26 protein-coding genes are annotated in these 22,548 nt (G+C 72.5%); 15 read left to right on the forward strand and 11 right to left on the reverse strand.

The annotated features are described in order from the left end of the window. Positions 1–189 precede the first annotated feature (189 nt). From IF28_RS0132045 to IF28_RS0132055, 3 genes are all read left to right on the forward strand, one after another. Positions 190–456 (forward strand): hypothetical protein, encoded by a 267-nt coding sequence (locus tag IF28_RS0132045; protein ID WP_030227808.1) that lies wholly within the window; start codon positions 190–192, stop codon positions 454–456. A gap of 25 nt (positions 457–481) precedes the next feature. Continuing rightward, positions 482–1,723, forward strand: coding sequence for a PP2C family protein-serine/threonine phosphatase (locus tag IF28_RS0132050; protein ID WP_030227810.1), 1,242 nt, complete (start codon positions 482–484; stop codon positions 1,721–1,723). Between the two features lie 91 nt (positions 1,724–1,814). Then, positions 1,815–2,177, forward strand: coding sequence for a transglycosylase family protein (locus tag IF28_RS0132055; protein ID WP_030227813.1), 363 nt, complete (start codon positions 1,815–1,817; stop codon positions 2,175–2,177). A 105-nt stretch (positions 2,178–2,282) separates the two neighbouring features. Here the strand turns inward: IF28_RS0132055 and IF28_RS0132060 are convergent, their stop codons facing one another. Together IF28_RS0132060 and IF28_RS0132065 are read right to left on the reverse strand one after the other, a co-directional pair. Next, positions 2,283–2,714 carry a DUF7144 family membrane protein gene (locus tag IF28_RS0132060; protein ID WP_234325390.1) on the reverse strand — a complete coding sequence of 144 codons (432 nt, stop codon included), beginning with the start codon at positions 2,712–2,714 and terminating at the stop codon, positions 2,283–2,285. An 87-nt stretch (positions 2,715–2,801) separates the two neighbouring features. Further along, positions 2,802–3,284: an SRPBCC family protein gene (locus IF28_RS0132065; RefSeq protein WP_106982185.1), complete on the reverse strand. Its 483-nt coding sequence runs from the start codon at positions 3,282–3,284 to the stop codon at positions 2,802–2,804. 187 nt (positions 3,285–3,471) lie between these two features. Here IF28_RS0132065 and IF28_RS0132070 point away from each other — a divergent pair, with 187 nt between their 5' ends. Both IF28_RS0132070 and IF28_RS38310 read left to right on the forward strand, forming a co-directional pair. Then, the gene (locus tag IF28_RS0132070; RefSeq protein ID WP_030227822.1) at positions 3,472–4,512 is read left to right on the forward strand and encodes an NAD(P)-dependent alcohol dehydrogenase; all 1,041 of its coding nucleotides are present in this window, start codon (positions 3,472–3,474) and stop codon (positions 4,510–4,512) included. A gap of 92 nt (positions 4,513–4,604) precedes the next feature. Then, positions 4,605–5,726 (forward strand): hypothetical protein, encoded by a 1,122-nt coding sequence (locus IF28_RS38310; protein ID WP_051713951.1) that lies wholly within the window; start codon positions 4,605–4,607, stop codon positions 5,724–5,726. A gap of 276 nt (positions 5,727–6,002) precedes the next feature. Here IF28_RS38310 and IF28_RS0132080 read toward each other — a convergent pair whose 3' ends face one another. Further along, positions 6,003–6,521, reverse strand: a complete 519-nt coding sequence (locus IF28_RS0132080; protein ID WP_030227826.1) for a hypothetical protein — start codon at positions 6,519–6,521, stop codon at positions 6,003–6,005. A gap of 141 nt (positions 6,522–6,662) precedes the next feature. Here IF28_RS0132080 and IF28_RS0132085 point away from each other — a divergent pair, with 141 nt between their 5' ends. Genes IF28_RS0132085 through IF28_RS0132095 form a run of 3 tightly spaced genes read left to right on the forward strand, consistent with a single transcriptional unit; the run spans position 6,663 to position 9,789 of the window. Then, positions 6,663–7,196, forward strand: coding sequence for a PadR family transcriptional regulator (locus IF28_RS0132085; RefSeq protein ID WP_030227829.1), 534 nt, complete (start codon positions 6,663–6,665; stop codon positions 7,194–7,196). Continuing rightward, a complete protein-coding gene (locus tag IF28_RS0132090; protein ID WP_030227832.1) occupies positions 7,193–8,026 on the forward strand; it encodes an ABC transporter ATP-binding protein in 834 nt (277 codons plus the stop codon). The genes IF28_RS0132085 and IF28_RS0132090 overlap by 4 nt, the downstream gene beginning before the upstream one ends. Before the next feature lie 2 nt (positions 8,027–8,028). Further along, positions 8,029–9,789, forward strand: coding sequence for an FtsX-like permease family protein (locus IF28_RS0132095; protein ID WP_030227834.1), 1,761 nt, complete (start codon positions 8,029–8,031; stop codon positions 9,787–9,789). Between the two features lie 8 nt (positions 9,790–9,797). Here IF28_RS0132095 and IF28_RS0132100 read toward each other — a convergent pair whose 3' ends face one another. Continuing rightward, positions 9,798–10,484: an alpha/beta fold hydrolase gene (locus IF28_RS0132100; protein WP_030227836.1), complete on the reverse strand. Its 687-nt coding sequence runs from the start codon at positions 10,482–10,484 to the stop codon at positions 9,798–9,800. Between the two features lie 93 nt (positions 10,485–10,577). Between IF28_RS0132100 and IF28_RS0132105 the strand changes: the two genes are divergently transcribed. Then, the gene (locus IF28_RS0132105; RefSeq protein ID WP_030227839.1) at positions 10,578–11,540 is read left to right on the forward strand and encodes a helix-turn-helix transcriptional regulator; all 963 of its coding nucleotides are present in this window, start codon (positions 10,578–10,580) and stop codon (positions 11,538–11,540) included. Here IF28_RS0132105 and IF28_RS0132110 read toward each other — a convergent pair. After that, positions 11,524–12,735: an MFS transporter gene (locus IF28_RS0132110; RefSeq protein ID WP_030227842.1), complete on the reverse strand. Its 1,212-nt coding sequence runs from the start codon at positions 12,733–12,735 to the stop codon at positions 11,524–11,526. The two genes, IF28_RS0132105 and IF28_RS0132110, sit on opposite strands and share 17 nt — an antisense overlap. 281 nt (positions 12,736–13,016) lie before the next feature. Between IF28_RS0132110 and IF28_RS0132115 the strand changes: the two genes are divergently transcribed. Further along, positions 13,017–13,886 carry an alpha/beta fold hydrolase gene (locus IF28_RS0132115; RefSeq protein WP_106982186.1) on the forward strand — a complete coding sequence of 290 codons (870 nt, stop codon included), beginning with the start codon at positions 13,017–13,019 and terminating at the stop codon, positions 13,884–13,886. Between the two features lie 54 nt (positions 13,887–13,940). Here the strand turns inward: IF28_RS0132115 and IF28_RS0132120 are convergent, their stop codons facing one another. From IF28_RS0132120 to IF28_RS0132130, 3 genes are all read right to left on the reverse strand, one after another. Continuing rightward, positions 13,941–14,549: a dihydrofolate reductase family protein gene (locus tag IF28_RS0132120; RefSeq protein ID WP_030227847.1), complete on the reverse strand. Its 609-nt coding sequence runs from the start codon at positions 14,547–14,549 to the stop codon at positions 13,941–13,943. A 92-nt stretch (positions 14,550–14,641) separates the two neighbouring features. Continuing rightward, positions 14,642–15,961 carry a DUF5933 domain-containing protein gene (locus IF28_RS0132125; protein WP_030227849.1) on the reverse strand — a complete coding sequence of 440 codons (1,320 nt, stop codon included), beginning with the start codon at positions 15,959–15,961 and terminating at the stop codon, positions 14,642–14,644. Between the two features lie 463 nt (positions 15,962–16,424). Continuing rightward, the gene (locus IF28_RS0132130) at positions 16,425–16,730 is read right to left on the reverse strand and encodes a hypothetical protein (protein ID WP_030227852.1); all 306 of its coding nucleotides are present in this window, start codon (positions 16,728–16,730) and stop codon (positions 16,425–16,427) included. Between the two features lie 37 nt (positions 16,731–16,767). On the opposite strand from IF28_RS0132130, the gene IF28_RS0132135 reads away from it, so the two are divergent. The 3 genes from IF28_RS0132135 (at position 16,768) to IF28_RS0132145 (ending at position 18,534) form a co-directional block, all read left to right on the forward strand. Next, complete coding sequence (locus IF28_RS0132135; RefSeq protein WP_030227854.1) at positions 16,768–17,364, forward strand: MBL fold metallo-hydrolase; 597 nt, start codon at positions 16,768–16,770, stop codon at positions 17,362–17,364. Positions 17,365–17,500: 136 nt separating this feature from the next. Next, a complete protein-coding gene (locus IF28_RS0132140; RefSeq protein WP_030227857.1) occupies positions 17,501–18,199 on the forward strand; it encodes a VOC family protein in 699 nt (232 codons plus the stop codon). Positions 18,200–18,291: 92 nt separating this feature from the next. Further along, a complete protein-coding gene (locus IF28_RS0132145) occupies positions 18,292–18,534 on the forward strand; it encodes a DUF5302 domain-containing protein (protein WP_030227860.1) in 243 nt (80 codons plus the stop codon). 25 nt (positions 18,535–18,559) lie between these two features. On the opposite strand, the gene IF28_RS0132150 is transcribed toward IF28_RS0132145, so the two are convergent. Continuing rightward, positions 18,560–19,060, reverse strand: coding sequence for a GNAT family N-acetyltransferase (locus IF28_RS0132150; RefSeq protein ID WP_030227864.1), 501 nt, complete (start codon positions 19,058–19,060; stop codon positions 18,560–18,562). 151 nt (positions 19,061–19,211) lie between these two features. Then, positions 19,212–19,643, reverse strand: coding sequence for a nuclear transport factor 2 family protein (locus IF28_RS0132155; RefSeq protein ID WP_030227867.1), 432 nt, complete (start codon positions 19,641–19,643; stop codon positions 19,212–19,214). Between the two features lie 98 nt (positions 19,644–19,741). Between IF28_RS0132155 and IF28_RS0132160 the strand changes: the two genes are divergently transcribed. Both IF28_RS0132160 and IF28_RS0132165 read left to right on the forward strand, forming a co-directional pair. After that, a complete protein-coding gene (locus tag IF28_RS0132160; RefSeq protein ID WP_030227870.1) occupies positions 19,742–20,311 on the forward strand; it encodes a PadR family transcriptional regulator in 570 nt (189 codons plus the stop codon). Then, positions 20,298–21,098, forward strand: coding sequence for an SGNH/GDSL hydrolase family protein (locus IF28_RS0132165; RefSeq protein WP_030227872.1), 801 nt, complete (start codon positions 20,298–20,300; stop codon positions 21,096–21,098). The genes IF28_RS0132160 and IF28_RS0132165 overlap by 14 nt, the downstream gene beginning before the upstream one ends. Positions 21,099–21,279: 181 nt before the next feature. Here IF28_RS0132165 and IF28_RS0132170 read toward each other — a convergent pair whose 3' ends face one another. Continuing rightward, entirely contained in the window at positions 21,280–22,488 is a 1,209-nt protein-coding gene (locus tag IF28_RS0132170; RefSeq protein WP_030227875.1) for a S8 family peptidase, read from the reverse strand. Positions 22,489–22,548 lie beyond the last annotated feature (60 nt).

Consider the following 22,548-nt stretch of genomic DNA (forward strand, 5'->3'; position numbering starts at 1 on the left):
AATGCGGCACAGCAGCTCCGGCCGCCGCTACCGTGCTCACTCGTACACACCAAAACACCCTCACGCTCAGCAAAGTCCCAACAGCTCACCACCCCTCCATACCGCAGTGGCTCTGGCTGGTGATCAACATCGCGCTGGCCACCGCCGTCAACGTCATCGGCCTCGCGGTGGCCGACAAGGTCCAACAAGGTGCTGCTGATCGCCGTGACCGGCTGCCTGCTGGTCCTCGCCGTGCTCTGCGTCCGCCACGGTCTCGGCCACGGCGGAACCGCCGCGGCCGGCGAGGCGCTGTGGAACGGCGCCACCGGCATCTCCGCGGTCACCGCGGCCGCGACCGTCGCCGCCTACGCCATCCTCGGCTTCGACGCGGTCAGCACCCTAGCGGGGGAACGGCCCGGCCCCCTGAAGGGCCGACGCGGTGTCGCTCACGGCCGAGTCGGCATACCGTCGGGGTGAGACGACGCGGGACGGGAGACCGCACATGACCACACCGCGGATCGACTACCGGGCCCTGTTCGCGGTCACGCCCAGCCCGTACCTGGTGCTGGATCCCGACCTCGTGGTGGTGGAGGTCAACGAGGCGTATCTACGGGTGACGGGCCGGACCCGGGACGAGCTGATCGGTCACGAACTCTTCGAGGTGCACCCCGACAACCCGGGTGACCCCGAAGCCGACGGGGTGCGCAATCTCGGCGCGTCCCTGCGGCGGGTGCTGCGGTCGAAGGAACCGGAGTCGATGGCGGTACAGAAGTACGACCTCCCGGTCTCCGGCCGCCCGGACGTGTTCCAGGAGAGATGGTGGTCGCCGATCAACACGCCCGTCCTCGGACCCGACGGGGAGGTGGCGTGGATCATCCACCGGGTCGAGGACATGACCGAGTTCCTGCTGTCCCGCGCCGCGGCCGCCGGACCGGAGGGTGATCCGGGCGGGAAGTGGACGCTGGAGGCCGAACTGTACGCCCGGGCGCAGGAACTCCAGCTCCTCAACGAAAAGCTCCGCGAAGCCCATGAGTGGGAACGCCGGACCGCGCTGGCCCTCCAGCGGGCCATGCTGCACACCCCGGACCTGGAGGCCCACCCCGGCATCGCCGTGCGCTACATGCCGGCCGCCCGGTCGCTCAACGTCTGCGGCGACTGGTACGACGTGGTCGACCTGTCCGAGGACACCTTCACGGTCGCGGTCGGCGACGTCGTCGGGCACGGCCTGGAGGCCGCCGCCGTCATGGGCATGCTGCGCAGCGCCCTGTCCGCCGCCGTCCGCGCGCTCCACGAACCCGGCAGGGCGATGGACGTCCTGAGCCGCTACGCCCGCAGCGCCGAAGGCGCGCTGGCGACCACCGCCGCCAAGGCGGTCGTCGACACCCGCCGGCACAGCATCACCTACACCTGCGCCGGCCACCCACCGCCGGTGCTCTGCCGGCGGGACGGCACCGTGGTGCTGCTCGACCGGGCCACCGATCCGCCGCTCGGCGTTCTCGACGAGGAGACACCCCGCCCCGAGGCCTCGGTGCCGTACACGCCGGGCGACACACTCGTCCTGTACACCGACGGTCTCGTCGAGCGCCGTGGTGAGGACATCGACGCCGGCCTGCACCGCCTCATGGACGCACTCGCCCGCCACGCCGGCCTCGGCCCGGACCATCTGGCCGACACGCTCCTCAGCCGCCTCGGCGTGGCCGACGGCGGACGCGACGACATCGCCTTGGTCATTGTCCGCCTCTGACGACGGCCCGGTCCGCCCTTCGTCCCCCGTCCGGGGCAAGGAGACGGCGCTCGGCAGGTCACCGCGCGGTGACGTGATGTAGCAATTTCCTATGATCTCTTTCAGAAGTACCCATATACGCGGCCCGCGGGGCTCCCGCCGAACCGGGATCCGGGCCGCCGCGCTCGTCCTGATCGCCGCGACCGCCCTGGGCGCCACCGAGGCGACGGCGTCGCCGTCGAGTCCGCGCGGAACAGACTGGGACGCCATCGCCGCGTGCGAATCCGGTGGCGACTGGCAGGCGAACACCGGCAACGGCCACTACGGCGGCCTGCAGTTCGCCCAGTCGAGCTGGGTCGCGGCCGGCGGACTCGAGTACGCCCCGCGGGCGGACCTCGCCACCCGCGAGGAGCAGATCATCGTGGCCGAACGGCTCGCCCGGCTCCAGGGAATGTCCGCCTGGACCTGCGCCTGACCCGGCCGGTCCGATGTCCGCCGGCCCCGCCCGCAGGGTGGGCCGCCGGACATCGAAGGGGCGCGTCGGACGCGCCCCAGCGACGTGTACGGGCCGCGGCCGCGCTCATGCCCCGCTCGGCTCCCGCGCGCTGAACCGGGCCAGGGTCCAGATGGCGAGAAGGTCGAGCACCATCAGGGAGATCGCCCACAGCGGGTAGTACGGGACGAACATGAACTGTGTGATCAGGCTCGCCGCGCCCAGCGCCAGCCCGGCCCCCCTGCCCCAGCTCCTGCCGAGCAGCACGCCGAGGCCCGCGGCCACCAGCGCGATCCCGAGAGCGAGATGGAGCCAGCCCCAGGCCGTCAGGTCGAACCGGTAGACGTATCGGGGTGCGCTGAAGATGGTGTCCTGGGCGATGCCGGTGACGCCCATGAGAATGCTCAGCGAACCACTCAGCTCCAGCGCCAGGCCGGCGAAGAGATACGGGCCCATCGCCCAGTCGGTGGTTCCGGATCCTGCGGGGGCCCTGGGCACCGCGCCGCGTGTGTCTGCCATGGTCGACGCCTTTCCTCGGCCCTCAGCCTCGGTCGGCGGCACGCGCACCGCGACCGCAGCGAGCCGTCCGGGTGAGGCGGCGCGGTCCTAGGAGGTGTCAGACGCCCCCCGGACCCCCACGGAGCCGGTGTCGTGCTCTCGCTCCCGTACCGCGATGCGGGCCAGTTTCGTCAGCATCATGCCGTTGCGGATCGAGACGACGTAGTCCACCGGAAGCCCGTGCATCCGGATACCGGGACCCCGCAGGGGGTGCCACTCCAGAAGAAAAAGGGTGTGCTCGCCCCAGGGAATGAGGTTCATGGCGATGCGGGCCGCGCCGAAGGGTTCCGCCCGCGCTTCCAGTTCCAGACGACGGCGTGGTTCACAGATGCGTACGACACAGATGTCCTCGAGGGCCAACGGCCCCACACCCACGCGGACTTGAAGGCGGGCCCCGACGTCGGGCCAGTGCGGGTCCGCTGCGGTCACCCGTTGTGTTCCCGAGACCCATTCGCCGTAGCGGCGGCCGTCGGACAGGAGGTTCCAGACCCCGGACGGCGAGCTGAGGATCAGCCGGCGATTCCGGGCCACAGCGACCACACTCCTTCGTCTCCGGCGGGGTCCGCGCCCACGGCCAGCCCGACATTAACCGCGCCCCGCCCGCCCGGCATCCGCAGCACACGGCACCCCGTCCGGACCCGCCGGGCTGGGCATCCGCAGTGGTCGGGCCGAGGGTGGAGGCCACGTGACGAGGAAAGCCGCGAAGGGACTCACCCGTATGAAGGCACTCCGGTACCGCCGGATCGGCGCCGCCCCGGAGGTGGTCACCGTCCCCGACCCGGAACCGGGTCCGGGCCAGGTCCTGCTGAAGGTCACCGCGGCCGGGGTCTGCCACTCGGACATCGCGGTGATGAGCTGGCCCGCCGAGGGCTTCCCCTACGAACTGCCGCTGACCCTCGGCCACGAGGCCGTGGGCACCGTCGCGGTCCTCGGCGACGGTGTGCGCGGACTGAGGGAGGGCGACGAGGTGGCCGTGTACGGCCCCTGGGGCTGCGGCACCTGCGCCAAGTGTGCGGAAGGGAAGGAGAACTACTGTCTGCGGGCCGCGGAGCTCGGCATCTTCCCGCCGGGGCTCGGCTCCCCCGGAGCGATCGCCGAGTACCTCCTCGTCGACGATGCCCGGCACCTCGTCCCCGTCGACGGCCTCGACCCTGTCTCCACGGTGCCGCTGACGGACGCCGGACTGACGCCGTATCACGCCGTCAAACGGGCGCTGCCCCGCCTCGTACCGGGCTCCACGGCGGTGGTCATCGGTACGGGCGGGCTCGGACATGTCGCCGTTCAGCTGCTGCGTGCCATGTCCCCGGCCCGGGTGATCGCCCTCGACATCAGCGAGGAGAAGCTGGCGCTCGCGCGGACCGTCGGCGCGCACGAGACCGTGCTCTCCGACGGACGGGCGGTGGGGAAGGTACGGGACCTGACCGGCGGAACCGGAGCCGAGGCCGTGTTCGACTTCGTCGGGGCGGAGGCGACCGTGCGCACCGCCGGGGCCGTCGTCGCGGTGGAGGGCGAGGTCGGCATCGTGGGCATCGGCGGAGGCGCCCTGCCCGTGGGGTTCGGCAGCCTGCCCTTCGAGGTGTCGGTCACCGCGCCCTACTGGGGCTCGCGCGGCGAACTGATCGAGGTCATCGGCCTCGCCCGGGCCGGGGCCGTCGCCGTCCACACGGAGACGTACTCGCTCGACGAGGCACCGCGTGCCTATGAGCGTCTGCACGCCGGAGAGGTGAACGGCCGCGCCGTCATCGTTCCCCACGGGTGAGGCCGGGCAGGGCCGGGCCGGGCTGACCGCGCGGTGATCCTCGTGGCGCCGCAAGATGGAACGGAAGGAGCGGCGACCGGGGAGGTGCGGTGATGGACGACAACGCCGAGCAGGACGAGACACCCGTCGAGGAGGGTGTGTACGACGAGGAGAATCCCGACGTCTTCCTGGACGTTCCCCTGCTGAAGGTCGACGAGATCGACCTGGACGTCGAGAACCTGCGCGCACATGTCTCCCTGCAGACCGAGGTGCTGGATCTGCTGAGGCTGAGTGTCGGCGCCGACGTCACGCTCGGCCGCGTGCACCTGGGCATTTCGGGAGTGGAGGCACAGGCCCAGCTCAGGGTGCGGCTCGACAACGTCGCCGCGATCGTCAACCGGGTGCTCACCACGCTCGACCGCAATCCGGAGATCCTGCGCGACCTGGCGCGAGGCGTCGGTTCCGCCGTACAGGACGTGGGCGGGGGAGCCCGCCAAGCCGTCGGCGAACTGGGCACGGGCGCCGGCCGCGCCGTTCAGGACGTGGGTCAGGGTGCCGGGACTGCTGTGCGGGACGTGGGTCAGGGTGCCGGAGCCGCCGTTCAGGACGTGGGGCAGGGCGCCGGGACCGCTGTGCGGGACGTGGGTCAGGGTGCCGGGACCGCCGTTCAGGACGTGGGTCAAGGAGCGGGCAGCGCCGTCCACGACGTCGGTCAAACCACCGAGGCCGCGGTCGGGGACGTGGGCCGCGGTGTAGGCGCGGTGGCGGAGGACGTCGGCCGGCGGGCCGGCACGGTGGTCGAGGATGCCGGCGGGGAGGCCGGGCGTGTGGTCGAGGGCGCGGGCGGAAAGGCCGGGCGTGCGGTCGAGGATGCCGGCGGGGAGGCCGGGCGTGCGGTCGAGGATGCCGGTGGCGAGGCCGGGCGTGCGGTCGAGGATGCCGGTGGCGAGGCCGGGCGCGCTGTCCAGGACGCCGGCGGCGAGGCCGGGCGTGCTGTCCAGGACGCCGGCGGCGAGGCTAGCCGCGCGGCGGCAGCGGACGTGACGGGCGACGCCGTAGCCCCGGCCGGGCCGGCCGCACGGAGCCCGCGCAGGCCGGCGGAGGGCGAGGACCGGAAGCGGGCCGCCCGGCGCGAGAGCGCGACCCGCAGGCGCCGCGTCCGCTCCGAGGACGGGAAGCTGCCGTCGAGGCCCGCACGCCGCCGTGTCTCCGGCGAACGGGACGAGCCGCCCTGAACGGCCGGTGCCCCGCCGGCGGACGGCTCCGGCGGGGAGGGCACGGGCCCGGAGAGCACCCCGCAGGACATCTCGTTCCGGTCGACGCTTCGTATGGACCGCCTGCGCTTCGCCGAGCAACCCCGGACCGCCGTTCGCTTCCCGGGTACCGGAGAGCGGGAGTCGACGAGCCGCAGTGACCGCGACCGTCTCCCCGAGAACGTCGTACCGGGCGAGGACTACCGTGAGGTGGCCGTCGACTACCGCCTGGAAACCCGGCTCACCGGGGACGACCCCCTACTTGATCAGGGCGTTCGCCGAGATGATCACCAGGCCGATCAGCATGTCGGCGGCCCCGGCCCGCAGTGAGGCCGCCCACCCACGCCCCGCCCTGCGCGCCGTCCACGCGCCCCAGCCGGCCAGGAGCAGGGTGTTGAGCAGCAGGGCGGTTTCCACCGCCTGGCTCTCCGTCCACCAGGACGGCACCGCGGTCAGCAGCAGCGCGACGGTGGGGAGGGCCGCCACGACGACCGGCCACTCGGCGAGCATGGCGCGCAGCCCGACCCGGAGGCCGCCGCGCTCCGCCGACATCCGGTGCGCGACGACATGGGCGTAGCCGTGGGCGGCCGCGGAGGCGAGGGCGGTGAGCAGGATCCACAGCGCGTCGGAGCCGGGCTCGTCCGCCTCACCGGGGGAGTCGAGCGCGGCGGCCAGCGCACTGGCCAGGATCAGCCCGTAGACGCCGCTGAACAGGGCCGTCTCCGACGGCGGCCGGGGAACGGCCGCGCCACGGAGACGATGCGTGTGATCGGACATCGCTACCACTTTCACCGCGGACCCGGCACACGGCAACACGACGACACGGTGCCGACCCGTTCGGATCCCCGGCCGGCGGGCGCCGTTTGACGCTCATTTGGATAACCGCTATCTATTGAGGGTCGCAGGGGAGGGTGATCGGTGCAGGACGTGGTGCTGGCGCTGCTGGCCAAGGAGCCGTCGCACGGCTACGACCTGCGCGCGAGGCTGGTGGCGGCGCTCGGACCGCTGGGGGAGACGCTGAACGCGGGTCAGATCTATGTGACGCTCACCCGGCTCGAAAAGTCCGGCCTGGTCGTCCAGGAGCGGGAGGACGCGGGCATGCGCGGCCCGCGCCGCAAGGTGTACGGACTGACCGCCGCCGGCCAGGAGCGGGTGGCGGAGTGGATGACCGAAGGCGCAGGCCCCCGGGCGGATGTGACGGAGTTCCACCTGAAGCTGGTGGCCGCCGCCGAATCGGGCCGCGCCGACCCCCTCGCGCTCGTGGACGCGCGGCGGCGGGAGCTGATGCGAAGCCTCGCCGAGGCCCAGCAGGCGGCCCTCGCGCACGGCACGGACTCGGAGGCCGGACTTCTCCTGGAAGGCATCGCCCTCCGGTTGCAGGCGGATCTGCGCTGGTTGGAAGCGTGCGAGCGGACATGGGCCGCCCGCGGGAAAGGCGGGGAGAACGGATGACCAGAGACGGTCTGCGGGCCGGTAGCCGGTCCCGGCGCGGGACGGGCGACCGCGGCGCGGGTGCGGCCCCGGCGGGACGCCGGCCCGGTCGGACGACAGGGCCCGCGCTGCGAGCGGTCGGCCTGTCACGGGCGTACGGGCAGGACGAGAGCCTCGTCTGGGGCGTCGACGGCGTCGACCTCGAGGTGCCCGCCGGGCAGACGCTCGCCGTCACCGGGCCCAGCGGCTGCGGCAAATCCACGCTGCTGCAACTCCTCGGCGGCCTCGACCGGCCCACCGAAGGGGAGGTGTGGCTCGACGGACGGCGCGTCGACGACCTCGGCGAACGGGCGCTGGCCAGGATGCGGCGCCGCTCCGTCGGGTTCGTCTTCCAGTCGTTCCACCTGATGGACGAGCTGACCGCGGCGGAGAACGTCGAACTGCCCGCCCTGCTCGCCGGCGTCTCACCGCGCACCGCCCGCCGCCGTGCCGCCGCACTGCTCGACCGGGTCGGACTCGCCGACCGGGCCCGGCATCTGCCCGCGGAGCTCTCCGGAGGGCAACGACAGCGGGTCGCCATCGCCCGCGCCCTGGTCAACGAGCCGCTGGTGGTCCTCGCCGACGAGCCCACCGGGAACCTCGACAGCGCGGCGACCCATGACATCCTCCGGCTCTTCGGCGAACTCCGGTCCGCCGGCCAGACCCTGGTCATCGTCACCCACGACGAGCGCGTCTCCGCGACCGCCGACCGCGTCGTCTCCCTGCGCGACGGCACGCTGGCCGGCGACACGCCCCTGCCCGCGGACGGCGGCGCCACACGGCTCGGCGCGTTCCTCAGCTGGGAGGACTGACCGTGGGTCACCTGCTGCTGACCGGCCGTCTGATCCTGCGGGACCTGCGCAAGCGTCCGGGCGAGGCGGTCATGTTCCTGCTCGTCGTCACCGTCGCCACCACCTGCCTCACCCTCGGCGCCGCGGCCGGAAACGCCGTGAGCACCGGGTACGCGAAGACCCGCGCGGCCACCGCGGGACCCGACATCACCGCCGTCACGACGGCCACGGACCCGTCCGGCCTGGCCCGGCGGATCAAGGACACCCCCGGTGTGGCCGCGCAGTCCGACCCCTTCTTCGCGTTCGACACCACCGTCCGGGCCCATGGGAGGACCGCGCACTCCGCCGTCGAGGGACGCGGCGCCTCACCGTCCGCCGTGGACCGGCCGCTGGTGACCTCCGGCCGGTGGGTGCGCCCCGGCGGAGCGGTCCTGGAACGCGGCTTCGCCGAGGCGCTCGGCGTCCGCGTCGGCGACCGCGTGACCGTCGGCGAACGCCGCTACCGTGTCGTCGGCACCGCGATCAGCGCCGCCACCCCGGTCTACCCCTGGAGCGACAACGCCCAGGGCCCCGGACCGTCCGACTTCGGCGGCCGGATCTGGCTCACCGCCGCCGACACCCGCGAGGCGGCGGGGGACACCTCCGGCGTCCACCTGATCTACCTGCGACTGACCGACCCGCACGCGACGAAGCGGTGGCAGAACACCGTGTTCACCCCCGACCGCCGGGGCGAGGCATGGGTCAACACCCACACCTGGCAGGGAGTCCTCCAGACCGACACCGCCATGATCAGGAACACCCGGCCCGCCCTCGTCGTCGGTGGCTGGCTACTCGCCGTCGCCGCGGTAGTCACCCTCACCGCCCTCGCCACCGTCCGCGCGGCCCGGGACAACCGTCGTGCCGCGCTGCTCAGAGCCGTCGGCGCGGGGCCGGGCACCGTCACCGCGGTCCTGCTGGCCCAGTATCTGCTGCTGACCCTCCTGGCCACCGCGCTCGGACTGACCGCCGGAACGCTTGCCGCGCCCGGGCTGGTCGACCCCAGCGCCGGACTCCTGGACGCGGCCGGCCCACCCGATTCCGGCACCGTCGCCGCCGCCGTCCTCCTCGCCGTGGTGGTCGCCGCGACCGGGGCGGTCGGCCCGGCCGTGCGCGCGGTCCGCACCAGCACCGTCCGCGCGCTGGCCGGCCCGGCGAACCCGCTCACCCGGCACCGGCGTCTGAACACCCTGACCGCCCATCTGCCGACGCCGCTGCTGCTCGGAATCCGGCTGCTCGCCCGCCGGCCCGGCCGCGCCGTACTGGCCGCCACCACGATCATGGTGACCGCCCTGCTCACCTGGCACGCCGAGCTCGACAAGCGCCCCGACTTCAGCCGCTTCGGCCCCGTCGAAGTGCGCGCCGAGCAGACCGGCCAGGTGCTCGTCGCCGTCACGCTCGCCCTCGTGGCACTGTCCACCCTCAACACGGTGCTCCTCGGCTGGAGCACCGCCGCGCAGGTCCGCCATGCGCTGACCGTCGCCCGTACGCTCGGCGCCACCCCCGGTCAGGTCGTCTCGGCGCTCTGCGTGACGCAACTCCTGCCCGCCGTCCCGGGCCTGCTCGCCGGTGTTCCGGCCGGCCTCGGCCTGTACTGGCTGTTCGGCAGCACGGTCACACCTCCCGGAACGTGGCTCCTCACCGCCGTACTCACCGTCCTCCTGGCGGTGGGAGCGCTGACCGCCCTGCCTGCCTGGCTGCACACCCGCGGCCCGGCCGGACGTGTCATCGAGGCCGAGCCGGCGTGACACGTCCCTCAGGCCGCGTCGGCCGCCTCCGCCAGGATCCGGGCCAGATCGGCGGGACGGGTGACCATGGGCCAGTGGCCCGAGTCGATGTCGACGAAGTCGAGGTGGGCGGCACGGGCGAGTTCCGGGACGTCGCCGGCGCCGATCCACTCCCGGGCCTGCGCGGGAGTGAACTCCGGACAGACGAGCACGGCCGGGACGTCGAACCGCCGCTCGTCCGTCAGCCGCACCAGCCCCTTGGCCACACCGGACGGTACGGGGACGGCGTCGGCCTCGAACGCCCGCCTGGCCTCGCCGTCGAGATCGGCCGCGTCCGGCCCCTCGAACGGGCCCCAGCCGGGGAAGGGCACGACGCCGTCCCGGACCTCGAAGAAGTCGGCGTACGGCTGACCGTCGACGGTCGGGACACCGCCGATGAGGACGACCTTGGTGAGCCGCTCCGGCCGTCGGTCGGCGGCCAGCCAGGCCAGCGTGCACGCGGCGGAATGCCCGACCACCATCACCTTGCCCGGCGCCGCGTCCACCGCGGCGAGCACCGCCGCCTCCTGGTCGTCGAGCGTGGCGGACGCGGAGCCGGTGCCCTGGCCCGGCAGGGTGATGGGTACGGGACGATGGCCGAGCCCCTCCAGTTCGGACGCCACGCGGTCCCACGCGGATCCGTTCATCCACAGGCCACCGATCAGCAGGATGTCCATCATCAGTTTCCCTTCGGTCGTTCCGACACGGATCACCGTAGAAGGAGATCCGGACGATCCACTGCCGGATCATCCGGCGGCTAACCTGCTTCCGTGCCCCACGACCTCAGCCCGACCGCGCGAGCACTGCGCACCCTGGAGATACTCCAGGCCCGCCCCGGTACGACGGCCGGCGAACTCGCCGCCCGGCTCGGCGTCGCGGAGCGGGCCGCGCGCCGGTACGTCGGCATCCTGCGCGAGGCCGGCATCCCCGTGGAGTCCGCCAGAGGGCCGCACGGCGGATACCGGCTCGGACGCGGGACGAGGCTGCCACCCGTCCACTTCACGCAGTCCGAGGCCGTCGGCCTGGTGATGGCCGTACTCGGCGGACAGCCCGCCGCCGCCGACGCCGACGACCTGGTCGGCACCGCCCTTGGCAAGGTCGTCAAGGCGCTGCCGGAGCGCGTGGGGCAGCAGGCGGCGAGGCTGCGGGAGTACGCGGCGGCCGCCCCGGACCCGTACTCGGCCCGCCCCGACCCCGCCGTCACCAGCGAACTCGTCGACGCCGTCGCCTCCCGCCGCCGTGTGGCGGTCACCTACCGCGGCGAGGCCGGCCGCGAGTGGGAGGCGGACGTGGACCCCTGGTCCCTCGTGGTCCGTTACGGGCGCTGGTACCTGCTCTGCCACTCCCATCGCGCGGACGCGATCCGTACGTACCGGGTCGACCGGGTCCGCGCGGTCCGGCCGACCGGACACGGGTTCGAGCCGCCCGGGGACCTCGACGCGGTGGCGGTGCTGGAGGAGAACCTCGGCCTCGGGTGGGAGTTCCCCACCCGCGTGGTGTTCGACGCCCCGCTCGCCGAGGTCGCCCCGTGGATCAGGCCGCCCATGGGGCGGCTCGAACCCCTGGGTGAGGGATGCGTCCTGGTCGGCAGCACACGCAACCCCGCGATGTACGCGCAGGAATGGCTGACGACGGTGCCGTACGCCTTCCGCGTCGAAGGCGGGCAGGAACTGCGCGCCGCGGTCACGGAGCTCGCGGCACGCCTCGCCGCCGCCGTCACCGACGGTCCGTGACCTGCGCACGATGCCGCACGGGCAGGCCGCGATCGCCGTACGCGCGCATGGCGAGGGCACCGGCCAGGGGCCCCGGGGCGAGCAGCAGGAAGGCGTAGCGCCAGTCGACGGCCTCGGCCAGCAGCGGCGTGAGCTGGATGGTGACGACGGTGAGGGCGAACCCGATCGCGGTCTGGGCGGTGAGCGCCGTACCGATGTACCGGTGGTCGGCGACCTCGCTCAGCGATGTCGAGAACACCCCGGAGTCCGCGATCACGGCGGCCCCCCACAGGGCGCAGAACGCGAACAGCAGCGGCGGCGGAGCGTGGAAGAGGAGGGGGGAGAGCAGACAGCACAGACCGCTGAGAAGAAGCGCCGTCACGGCGGCGGGGGAGCGGCCGAAACGGTCCGCGCCCCAGCCGCCGAGCAGACAGCCGGCCGCGCCGCCGATGCCCATGGAGAGGAACACCGTGATCTCCACCGAGCCCGGGAGCCCGCGTGCGGCGGGCGCCGCCGACAGGAAGGCCGGGATCCAGGTCCACAGGGCGTAGAGCTCCCACATGTGCCCGAAGTAGCCGAGGTTCGCCAGCCGAGGCCCGCGTTCGGTGAACATGGTCAGCGCGTACCGGGCGTTGCGAACGGGAACGGTGAGGGTCGCGTGGGGTCCGGGCCGGACGAGGAGCAGGGCGACGCCGGAGCCCGCGAACCCGGCCGCCGCCGCGGTGAGCAGGACCCCGCGCCACGGCAGCGAGCCCAGCCCCGCGATGAGGTGGGGAAGCGTGGAGCCGAGGGTGAGAGCACCGATGAGGACGCCCATGGTCCTGCCCCGTCCGGCACTGCCCGCCCAGGACGCCATGAGCTTCATGCCGGTGGGGTAGACCCCGGCCAGGAACATCCCGGTCAGGAAGCGCAGCGGGGCGGCGGTGCCCAGCCGGTCCGCGAACACGGCCAGCACCACGGTACAGACGGCGGCCGCCGCGGCACTGGCGGCGAGCAGACGGTGCGCCGGCACCCGGTCGGCCAGGTTCAGCACGGTCGAGGTGACCGCCCCGGCGACGAAGCCGAGCTGAACCGAGGCCGTCAGCCACACCGCGCCGGCCGCCGTGAGCCCCCAGTCGCCGCGCAGACTCGGCACCACCGCCGACATGGAGAACCACACGGCGAGCCCGAGCACCTGTACGACGGCGATCGCCGCGCGCTGCACACCGACGTTCACACACGCTCCCCTGACCGAGTTCCTGCCGCCCCGACCTCGCACGTCGTGGCCGAGGGCCGACCCTAACCCCCGGCACCCGGGTCCGGTGCGCCCCCTGCCCGTCCCCGTCGCCGGCCGGGCCATGTGACCTGTTCCGACGGCTGTCACATATCCGGCCACGGTCCTGTCGTAGTGGACGACAGAGCGGATCGAACCGTTGCTGGAGCGAATGCGAGGCGCCGTACCCCCCGGGCCTCCGCGCGCTGAACCGAACAACCACCCCTCACGAGAGCAGGTACCCCATGACCGAGCAGAAGCCGACCGAGGTTCTCAGGACGAGCAAGCCGTCCCGTCGCCGTACCGCGGTCACCCTCGTGGCGAGCGGTGGCCTGGCGGCCGCCCTCCTCGCCACCACGATGGGCACGTCGAACGCCACCGAGGGACCGTCCGCGTCCCAGCACCGCAAGCCGACCGTGGTTCTCGTGCACGGCGCCTTCGCCGACTCCACCAGCTGGAACGGCGTCGTCGAGAAGCTGAAGAAGGACGGTTATCCCGTGGTGGCCGCGGCCAATCCGCTGCGCGGGCTGAGCAGCGACGCCGCGTATGTGAGGAACCTCGTCGCGAGCATCGACGGCCCGGTGGTCCTCGCCGGCCATTCGTACGGGGGTGCGGTCATCACCAACGCAGCCACCGGAAATCCCCAGGTCAAGGGGCTCGTGTATCTCGCGGCCTTCGTCCCGGACCAGGGCGAGAGCGCCAACGAGCTGGCGGCGCGGTTCGAGGGCAGCACGCTTCCCCAGGCCGTGCGGACCGTTCCCGTCGACAACGCCGACGGCACACAGGGCCAGGACGTCTACATCCAGGAACAGAAGTTTCCCCAGCAGTTCGCCCACGATGTCCCGCGGCGGGTCGCCGAGGGCATGGCGGTGACCCAGCGTCCGGTGACGCTGGCCGCCCTGGACGAGAAGTCCGGAGCACCGGCCTGGAAGAACGTCCCGTCCTGGGTCCTCGTGGCCGACGAGGACCGCAACATCCCGCCGCAGGCCCAGCTGTTCATGGCGAAGCGAGCCCATGCCCACGTGAAGAAGGTGGACGCCTCCCACGCCGTGACGGTGTCGGAGCCGAAGGTGGTCGCCGACTTCATCGAGGACGCGGCGCGGACGGTTCGCTGAACCGGGGCTCACGGTGACCGGCGGGGCCCGGTCGCCGTGAGCCCCCGGCCGTCGTCATTCCGGGAGCGTGGCGACGGCCTCCTCGTAGCCGCCCGTCGGCGGTGCGGTGTCGGGGCCGTACACGAGGTGCAGCACGCCCGTCGTGAACGTCCGCGACGTCAGCAGCTTCAGCGGGATCGACGGCTCGCCCTCGTCGAACAGCCGCATGCCCTTGCGTACGGCGATGGGGTGGACGAACAGGTGCAGTTCGTCGAGGAGGCCCGCGGCCAGCAGCTGCCGCACGACGGAGACCGAGCCGCTCAGCGAGATGTCACCGCCCGGCTCGCTCTTCAGCGCGGCGGCGACCTCGGCGACGTCACCGTGCGCCTGCTCGGAGTTCCGCCACTCGAGGTCGAGCCGCCCGCGGGAGAACACGATCTTCCGCATGTCGCCGAGCTGCTTGGCGAAGCCCGCGTCGTCGCCGCCCGCCGCCTCCCGCCCGGGCCAGGCGCCGGCGAAGCTGTCGTACGTCACGCGGCCGAAGAGCATGACCTCCGTGGCGTTCAGACTCGCGCCGACGGCGGCTCCCATCTCGTCGTCGAAGTACGGGAAGTGCCACTGGTCGGGCGCCTCGACGACGCCGTCGAGCGAGATGAACAGACTGGCGTTGATCTTCCGGGACATGGTGTCCTCCCCATCCGGGTGCGTGTACCGGACAAGACCGTGCCACCCACCGGAACTCATCGGTGGGCGGCACGCGGAAGTCGCGGACGGGATCAGATCAGTTCGGGCTGGGGCTCCGGACGCGGCGCCGGTTCGGTCTTCGGCTCCCACCGCGCGGTGGTCCGTACGTAGCCGTAGATCACCGAGACCATGGCCAGCAGGAGCAGCGGACCCGACACCCAGGGGTGTTCGGCCATCGCCAGCGGCAGGAACCGGTAGGACAGCAGGAGCGCGGCGAAGACCGTGGCGCCGTAGGCGACCAGCCGCAGTCCCGACCGGTCCCAGCCACGGTCGTACGCGCGCAGGGCCGCCTCGATCGTGATCACGAACACCACACCGGCGATGAGGTCGGCGCCGTAGTGGTAGCCGAATCCGAGCGTCGCGGCGAGCGTGGCGACCAGCCAGAACGTTCCCGCGAACCGCAGCGGGCGGGGGCCCTTGCGGGAGTGGATGAAGATCGCGGTGGCCCATGCCGTGTGCAGGCTGGGCATGCAGTTGCGCGGGGTGATCCCGTCGAAGGACATGGGGTGCGGGGTGTCGACCGGAGGCAGTGTCCGCGGCCAGATGTCGGCCACGGCCCAGGCCTCACTGGGCGGCATGTCCGGTGCCCAGAGGCTGACATCCGACCAGTGCTCGGTGCCGGTGCCGTAGGCGAAGAGCGGTCCGACCACCGGGTAGATCATGTAGAAGGCCGGCCCGACGAGGCCGATCACCAGGAACGTGCGCACCAGGTGATGGCGGGGGAAGCGGCGTTCGACGGCGACATGGCGCAGCTGGTACAGCGCGGCGATGACCGCGGCCACCGCGAGGTTGCCGTAGACGAAGTCGAGGAAATTGAAGCCGACGGGGCCGGTGGCCGTCACGATGCGGCCCGCCAGCCATGACGGGTTGCCCAGCGCGTGGTCGGCGGTGGCCACGTACTGGTCGAGCACCGTCGGACGGGTCTTGGAGGTGATGAGGAGCCAGGTGTCACCGGTCTTGCGGCCCGCCATCAGCAGCAGGGCCAGCGCGACGCCCTTCAGGAGCAGGACCCGTTCCCGGCCGGTGCGGCGGGTGACGGCGATGACCGCGAGGCCCAGGATCACCCAGAGGGCACCGTTGCCGAAAGGGTGGCCGCCGGCGGTGTCGGCGCCGGCCGCCCACCGGACCACGAAGAAGGCGATGTCGACACCGATCGCCGCGCTCACCGCGATCAGCCGTTCCCGCCAGGTGAGCACCACCATCATCAGCGCCATGGCCGCGTACAGCAGGCCACCCGACTTGGGGGCGTACACCACCTCGCGGACCTGGTTGGTGACCGGACCCGCGAAGCCGTAGTGCCGGGCGGCGAACTCCAGCGTGACGAGGAAGCCGAGGGTGACGACGCCCGCCACGGTCCACAGGATGGTGCGGGGCCGGCGCCGGGCGGGTATCCCGGCGTCACGGTTCGTTCCCGAAAAGTTCTGCGATGATATGTTTTTCAATTCTTGACTGCTTTGCTAGAAATGGGTGGTGTCGCCACGAGGCGGTCTGTCGGAGCAAGACGGACCGACCGCAACCCGGGTTCCGGCGCATGCGCCGTCGGCCGCGCGGGAAGTCAGCCGGTGACTGTCGTCCGTCCGCACGGCGGAGGGTCGGACGCCGTCGTGGACGACGGCCGTCGCTGCCGGGGCAGACCCCATCGCGGCGCACGCGGCTGCGACGCGGTCACCGGTCCGACGGCACCACCGCGTTCCCTGAGACCCCTCACGCCCTCCCCCTCACCACCCCAAGCCCCCGGGCTGAGCGAAGCACGCCGCATCAAAGCAGGTCAATAGCGCCGCGAGCATGTGAGCACCGTCGCGTCCGGCGGCATTCTCAGCGCCAGTCGCCGATGACCCAGGCGACAAGACGCGGACGGCCCGTCCACGGCTCGCACGACACGATCGCCTCGGTGGAGACGAAGTCGGCGGTGGCGACCTGAGAGAGCTGCCCCAGGGACCGGTACAGGTCGTCGGAGACGTCGCCGGGCTCCCCGATCACGGACGCCTCGTCAACGGGTGCGGGGCCGGAGGTGGAGCAGCCGACGTAGGGGAGGGGCTGACCGAGATACCAGCCGCCGGCGAAGACGGCGTACAGCACGGCGGCAGCGCCCAGACGGCGCGGAGTGATCCAGGTGGGCACGCCCGGCAGTGTTCCATACGCGGTACGTTGGGACGCCATGCGGATCACGAAGTACACCCACGCCTGTGTACGCCTGGAGCGGGAAGGCAGGGTCCTGGTCGTCGATCCCGGGGTGTGGAGCGAACCGGCCGCCCTGACCGGTGCGGACGCCGTCCTGGTCACGCACGAACACGCGGACCACATCGACGTCCTCCGCCTGGCGGGGCTCGGCGTCCCGGTCTACGCGCCCGCCGACGCGCACATCCCGGGGCTGGAGTTCAACGGGGTCCGGGCCGACGGGGAGTTGACCGTCGCCGGCTTCCGCGTGCGCCCGGTCGGCGGCCGCCACGCGGTCGTCCACGGCGGCCTGCCCGACTGCGCCAACCTCGGCTACATCGTCGACGGGACGGTCTACCATCCCGGTGACTCCCTGCATGTGCCCGATCAGCCCGTCGACACCCTCCTGGTCCCTGCCCAGGGGTCATGGATGAAGACCGCGGAGGCGATCGACTTCGTCAGGGCGATCGGACCACGGCGGACCTTCCCGATCCACGACGCCCAGATCAACAGCCGCGGCCTCGACAGCGTCAACGGCTGGCTCACCGAGACGACCGCCCACGGCTACCGCTGTCTGAGTCCCGGCGAATCGCTCTGACGGGACTCTGCCCTGCGCGGGCCACGGAATACTCGGCTGCGATCCGAACCCATCGGCCCCTAGGATCCCCGACCGCGGTGCCGAGACGGCGCCCTGCCGGCAGTGGACACTCAACGGACCGAGGACGGGTGGCGCAATGAGCAGCCGACTCTTCGCAATCTCCTTCGACGCGCATCAGCCCGAGCGACTGGCCCAATTCTGGTCCGGAGTGCTGGACCTGGAACGAGCCGGCGACGACGGCATCTCCCTGCTGTCCGGGAACGACGCCGGATACCGCCTCGGCTTCCGGCCCGCCCGCGCGCGGAAGACCGCCCAGAACCGGTTGCACTTCGACCTGACCACCACCAGCCCGGAGGAGCAGCGGGACATCGTCGACCGGGCTCTCGGACTCGGCGCGGAGCACGCCGACGTCGGTCAGGGGCCGGACGCCTCCCATGTGGTGCTCGCCGATCCCGAGGGCAACGAGTTCTGCGTCCTCGAACCGGGCAACTCCTTCCTCGCCGGCTGCGGCACCATCGGCGCGCTCGCCTGCGACGGTTCGCAGGCCGTGGGCTACTTCTGGAGCCGGGCGCTGGGCTGGCCGCTGGTCTGGGACCAGGACGAGGAGACCGCCGTCCAGTCACCGGACGGGGGCACGAAGATCACATGGGGCGGTCCGCCCCTGATGCCGGACGCCGGCAAGGATCTGCACCTCGACCTCGCGCCGGACGGCGATCCGCGGGCGGAGGTCGAGCGGCTGCTCGCCCTCGGGGCGAAGCGCCTCGACTCCGCCGACGGCGCGGTGCTGCTGGCCGACCCCGACGGCAACGAGTTCCGCGTGCTCACCCGCCGTTGACGCCGTCGCGGCCGGTGCCGCCGGAATTCGGAGGCCGCACGCTGCCCGGCATGACAAGCTGTGCTTTCACTGCCCGACCTCAGGAGGTCACCATGGCCGCAGAAGTGCCATCGCAAGAAGGTCCGGAGACCACTGACACCGAGAGTCGTGCGGTGGCGCCCGACGAGGACGGCCAGTACGACCTGAAGGGCAAGTTCCGGGAGGCTCTGGAGCGCAAGCGGGCCAAACAGGCGCAGGCCGCGGCGCTCGCCGCGAACACGGACGCTTCGAAGATCCGCGGCGCGCACGGCCCGGCCGCGAGCCAGCGGTCGTTCCGGAGGAAGAGCGGGGGCTGAGCCCGGCCGCGTCAGGGATCGCGGTCTACGGCCGCACCGACAGGTCGCGCTGAAACCAGGTGCCCGGCTCACCGCTGAGGTGGGCCGGGTCGGCCGGGCCGACGGGTACGAACCCGGCCTTGAGCAGCACCCGTTGGGACGCGGCGTTCGCATGGGTGGTGGCCGCCCGCAGCGTACGCAGCCCGTACCGGGCCGCCGCCAGCCGGCACAGGTCCCGGACGGCCGCGGTCGCCACACCGCGGCCGGACACATCCTGTGCGACCCGGTACCCGAGCTCCGCGGTGCCGTCCTCGATGTCGACCAGGTTGAACCTGCCGAGCACCGAGCCGTCCTCCGCGACCAGCACGTGGAACGCGCAGACGCCGGCGTCCTGTTCGGCGAGCAGGGCGCTGTACCGGCCGTCGAACCCGTCGAAGTAGGCGTCACCACGGTCGGGTACCGAGCCGGCGAAGTACGCGCGGTTCGCCAGCTCGAATACGAGGACCGCCGGCGCATGGCCGGCACCCAGCGGCTGCAGATCGGACACGCCCCGACTCTACTCGGACGAACCGCCCCCGGCGCAGACGTTTTCCGCCGGGCCCGACGCCGCTGCGGGACGACAGGCACACCGTGACGGCCGCGGCCCGCGCCCGGGCGGCCGCAGCGGCACCGCGGCGCACGCCCCGTCCGCCACCCGTCTACGAACGGCCGGCGTCCGGTACCAGGCCGTCCGCGACCAGTCCGGCGAGGACCGCCTCGCTGAGGGCGTGTACGGCGGACTGGGGGCGGACCATGACGGTGAACTCCTTGATGCGGCCGTCGTCGTCGAAGTGCAGCAGGTCGATGCCGTGGATCTCCTTGCCGCCCGCGCGGGCGCGGAAGAGCAGCACCGAGGAAGGGGTGGTGCCGGCATCCGTGCTGGTCTGCGCGGTGCCGCTGTGGTCGCCGATGTAGCGGAAGTCCTCGAAGGTCCGCAGCAGCACCCCGAAGAGCCCCATCACCATCGCCTTGCCCTCGAAGGGCGTGAACTTGACGGGGCTGAAGAAGCGGATGTCGTCGGTGAACAGGTCGTCCAGGGCCCCGAGGTCCTGGTCGGCGACAGCTGCGCGGAAACGGTCCGAGGTGTTCACAGGCGGGCCTTCCTGGTCAGGAAATTGAGTAGTCATTTTTATGACTATCATGGGTGCCTGGTGCGACGACAGAGGCATTCGAGGAGGGGGACCCATCCATGGCGCTACGGCACGCCGTGCTGGCGGCTCTGCTCGACGGCGAACTCAGCGGCTATCAGCTCGCCAAGGCGTTCGACGTCGGTGTGGCCAACTTCTGGTACGCCCAGCCACAGCAGCTCTACGCCGAGCTGACCCGGCTGGAGAAGGAGGGCCTGGTCGCGGGCCGGGAAGTGGTGCAGGAGAGCAGGCCCAACAAGCGGCTGTTCCACGTGACCGACCCCGGCCTGGCGGAGCTGGAGACCTTCACCGCCGCCTCCGCCAAGCCGGCCGTCGTCCGCGACGACCTGCTCGTCAAGGTCCAGGCGGCCGAGCGCGTCGACACCGACGCCCTCGTCGCACAGCTCACCGAACGCGCCCAGGTGGCCCGGGCCAAGATCGACCTCTTCGGAACGCTGCTGCGCCGCCTGCGGGGCGACCGCACGGAAGAGGACTTCCTCCGCCACGGCGACCGCATCGGCCCGTACCTGACCTGTCTGCGCGGCGTGGCCTTCGAGCAGGAGAACCACGACTGGTGCGTACGCACCGTCGCCATCCTCGAGGAGAGGCGGCAGGCCCATGCCCGGCACTGACGCGCCGTACCTGCGCTACGTCGCCCTGGGCGACAGTCAGACCGAGGGCGTCGGCGACGGCGACGAGATCACCGGCCTGCGCGGCTTCGCCGACCGGCTCGCCGAACACCTCGCCCGGCACGAGCCCGCGCTCCAGTACGCCAACCTCGCCGTACGGGGCCGTCTCGCGGCGCAGATCCACGCCGAGCAACTCGCCCCCGCCCTCGCCCTGCGACCCGACCTGGCCACCGTCCTCGCCGGCGTCAACGATCTGCTGCGGCCGCGCTTCGACGCCGACGAGGTCGCCGGCCATCTGGAGGCCATGTTCGCCGCCCTCACCGGCCAGGGCGTCCACGTGGCCACGATCACCGTCCCGGACCTGGCCCGTATCAGCCCGCTCGCGCGGCCCCTGATCCCACGCGTCACGGCACTGAACCAGCGCATCCGCGAGGCGGCCGGCCGTCACGGGGTCACCGTCGCCGACACCGCGCTGCACCCCGTGGCCGGCGATCCCCGTCTGTGGAGCACCGACCGGCTGCACGCCAGCTCCCTCGGCCACGAACGTATCGCCGCCGCCCTCGCCTACGCCCTCCGCGTCCCCGGCAGCGACGACACCTGGAGCCTTCCCCTGCCCCCGGCCCCCGTGGCCACCGGCCGGCACGTCGCCACCACCGAACTGCGCTGGCTCGCGGGCTTCCTGGGCCCCTGGCTGGTCCGCCGGCTGAAGGGCCGGTCCTCAGGAGACGGCCGCACCGCCAAACGCCCCCTCCTCCTCCCCGTACGGACGGAGAACGCCTCGCCGGCGTAGGCGGTCGCGGACCGCGGTTCAGCCGGAGGGCGCGAGCGTGACCGTACCCGCGGCCGTACGCGCCGCGGGCCGGCGGGGGCTGACGGACGCCGGTGCGCCCCGGGGCGGGCGGAAGGGCCGGCCCCGGGGCGCGTGCTTCAGGCGCGGCGGAGGAGGCGGTCCTCGCCGGACCGTGGAACCGTCAGGGTACGAGCTTCAGCAGCCGGTTCGGCGAACCCGAACCGGGGCCGGTCACCTTGCCGGTGGTCGCGCCGTTCACCAGGGCCGAGGCGACCTGCGCGGGGGTGGCGGAGGTGTGACCGGCGAGATGGACCGCCGCCGCTCCGGCGACGTGCGGGGTCGCCATCGACGTGCCGGAGATGGTGTTGGTCGCGGTGTCACTGGTGTGCCAGCCCGCCGTGATCGAGGAGCCCGGGGCGAAGAGGTCGAGCACCGAACCGTAGTTGGAGTAGCTCGCCCTGGCGTCCGTGCTCGTCGTGGCGCCCACCGTGATCGCCTCGGTGACCCGGGCCGGCGAGTAGGAGGACGCGTTGGCACTGCTGTTGCCCGCCGCGACCGCGTAAGTGACGCCGCTCGCTATGGAGTTGCGCACCGCCGTGTCCAGGGTGGTGGACGCGCCGCCGCCGAGCGACAGGTTGGCAACCGAGGGGCCGGAGTGGTTCTCCGTCACCCAGTCGATGCCGGCGATGACCCCGGCGGTGGTCCCGGACCCGTTGTTGTCGAGCACCCGGACGGCGACGATCTTCGCCTTCTTGGCCACTCCGTAGGTGGTTCCGGCGATGGTGGTGGCCACATGGGTGCCATGACCGTTGCCGTCGGCGGCGGTGGTGTCGCCGTCCACGGCGTCGTAACCGTAGGTGGCACGACCGGCGATCTGCTGGTGGGTGATGCGCACACCGGTGTCGATGACATAGGCCGTGACACCACTTCCCGCGCTGTCCGGGTAGGTGTAGGTCCCGGACAGCGGAAGCGAGGTCTGGTCGATGCGGTCCAGACCCCACGGTGCGTCGGACTGCGTGGTGTCGGTGACCCCCACCCGCTGGTTCTGCTCGACGGAGGCGACGGCCGGGTCGGCGGCCAGTCGCCTGGCCTCGGTGGCGGAGAGGGCGGCGGTGTAGCCGTTCAGCGCGCTGCCGAACGTCCTGTGCACATCGCCGCCGTACCGCTCGACCAGGTCCCGGCCCGCGGCCGAGGAGGCCTTGAACCCGGCGGCCTTCTTCAGCGTCACGATGTAACTGTCCGCTAGTGCGGTGGGGGAGCCGGCGGCGAGCACCGTGCCCTCGGCGGGGGCGGCCTGGACGGGGGTCGAGGTGAGCCCGCCGGCCAGGGCCGCCGTCGCGACGCCGGCGATCGCCGCGAACCGCATTCTCTTGCTGCGCAGTCGTGCCATGACGAGGGATTCCTCCTGTGGGCGGCGTGCCCGGGTGGGGCACGCGTCTGTGGGGGACGG

This window comes from Streptomyces sp. NRRL WC-3626, assembly GCF_000718785.1.
Lineage (GTDB): Bacteria > Actinomycetota > Actinomycetes > Streptomycetales > Streptomycetaceae > Streptomyces > Streptomyces edwardsiae.

What these genes read in the sequence shown, in the direction of transcription:
- IF28_RS0132060 (WP_234325390.1), bottom strand. Translation starts at nt 2,714, where the DNA reads ATGGCAGACACACGCGGCGCGGTGCCCAGGGCCCCCGCAGGATCCGGA.
- IF28_RS0132100 (WP_030227836.1), bottom strand. Translation starts at nt 10,484, where the DNA reads ATGGACATCCTGCTGATCGGTGGCCTGTGGATGAACGGATCCGCGTGG.
- IF28_RS0132165 (WP_030227872.1), top strand. Translation starts at nt 20,298, where the DNA reads ATGCCCGGCACTGACGCGCCGTACCTGCGCTACGTCGCCCTGGGCGAC.
- IF28_RS0132140 (WP_030227857.1), top strand. Translation starts at nt 17,501, where the DNA reads ATGAGCAGCCGACTCTTCGCAATCTCCTTCGACGCGCATCAGCCCGAG.
- IF28_RS0132135 (WP_030227854.1), top strand. Translation starts at nt 16,768, where the DNA reads ATGCGGATCACGAAGTACACCCACGCCTGTGTACGCCTGGAGCGGGAA.
- IF28_RS0132050 (WP_030227810.1), top strand. Translation starts at nt 482, where the DNA reads ATGACCACACCGCGGATCGACTACCGGGCCCTGTTCGCGGTCACGCCC.
- IF28_RS0132120 (WP_030227847.1), bottom strand. Translation starts at nt 14,549, where the DNA reads ATGTCCCGGAAGATCAACGCCAGTCTGTTCATCTCGCTCGACGGCGTC.
- IF28_RS0132055 (WP_030227813.1), top strand. Translation starts at nt 1,815, where the DNA reads ATGATCTCTTTCAGAAGTACCCATATACGCGGCCCGCGGGGCTCCCGC.
- IF28_RS0132145 (WP_030227860.1), top strand. Translation starts at nt 18,292, where the DNA reads ATGGCCGCAGAAGTGCCATCGCAAGAAGGTCCGGAGACCACTGACACC.
- IF28_RS0132170 (WP_030227875.1), bottom strand. Translation starts at nt 22,488, where the DNA reads ATGGCACGACTGCGCAGCAAGAGAATGCGGTTCGCGGCGATCGCCGGC.
- IF28_RS0132090 (WP_030227832.1), top strand. Translation starts at nt 7,193, where the DNA reads ATGACCAGAGACGGTCTGCGGGCCGGTAGCCGGTCCCGGCGCGGGACG.
- IF28_RS0132080 (WP_030227826.1), bottom strand. Translation starts at nt 6,521, where the DNA reads ATGTCCGATCACACGCATCGTCTCCGTGGCGCGGCCGTTCCCCGGCCG.
- IF28_RS0132160 (WP_030227870.1), top strand. Translation starts at nt 19,742, where the DNA reads ATGGCGCTACGGCACGCCGTGCTGGCGGCTCTGCTCGACGGCGAACTC.
- IF28_RS0132115 (WP_106982186.1), top strand. Translation starts at nt 13,017, where the DNA reads ATGACCGAGCAGAAGCCGACCGAGGTTCTCAGGACGAGCAAGCCGTCC.
- IF28_RS0132070 (WP_030227822.1), top strand. Translation starts at nt 3,472, where the DNA reads ATGAAGGCACTCCGGTACCGCCGGATCGGCGCCGCCCCGGAGGTGGTC.
- IF28_RS38310 (WP_051713951.1), top strand. Translation starts at nt 4,605, where the DNA reads ATGGACGACAACGCCGAGCAGGACGAGACACCCGTCGAGGAGGGTGTG.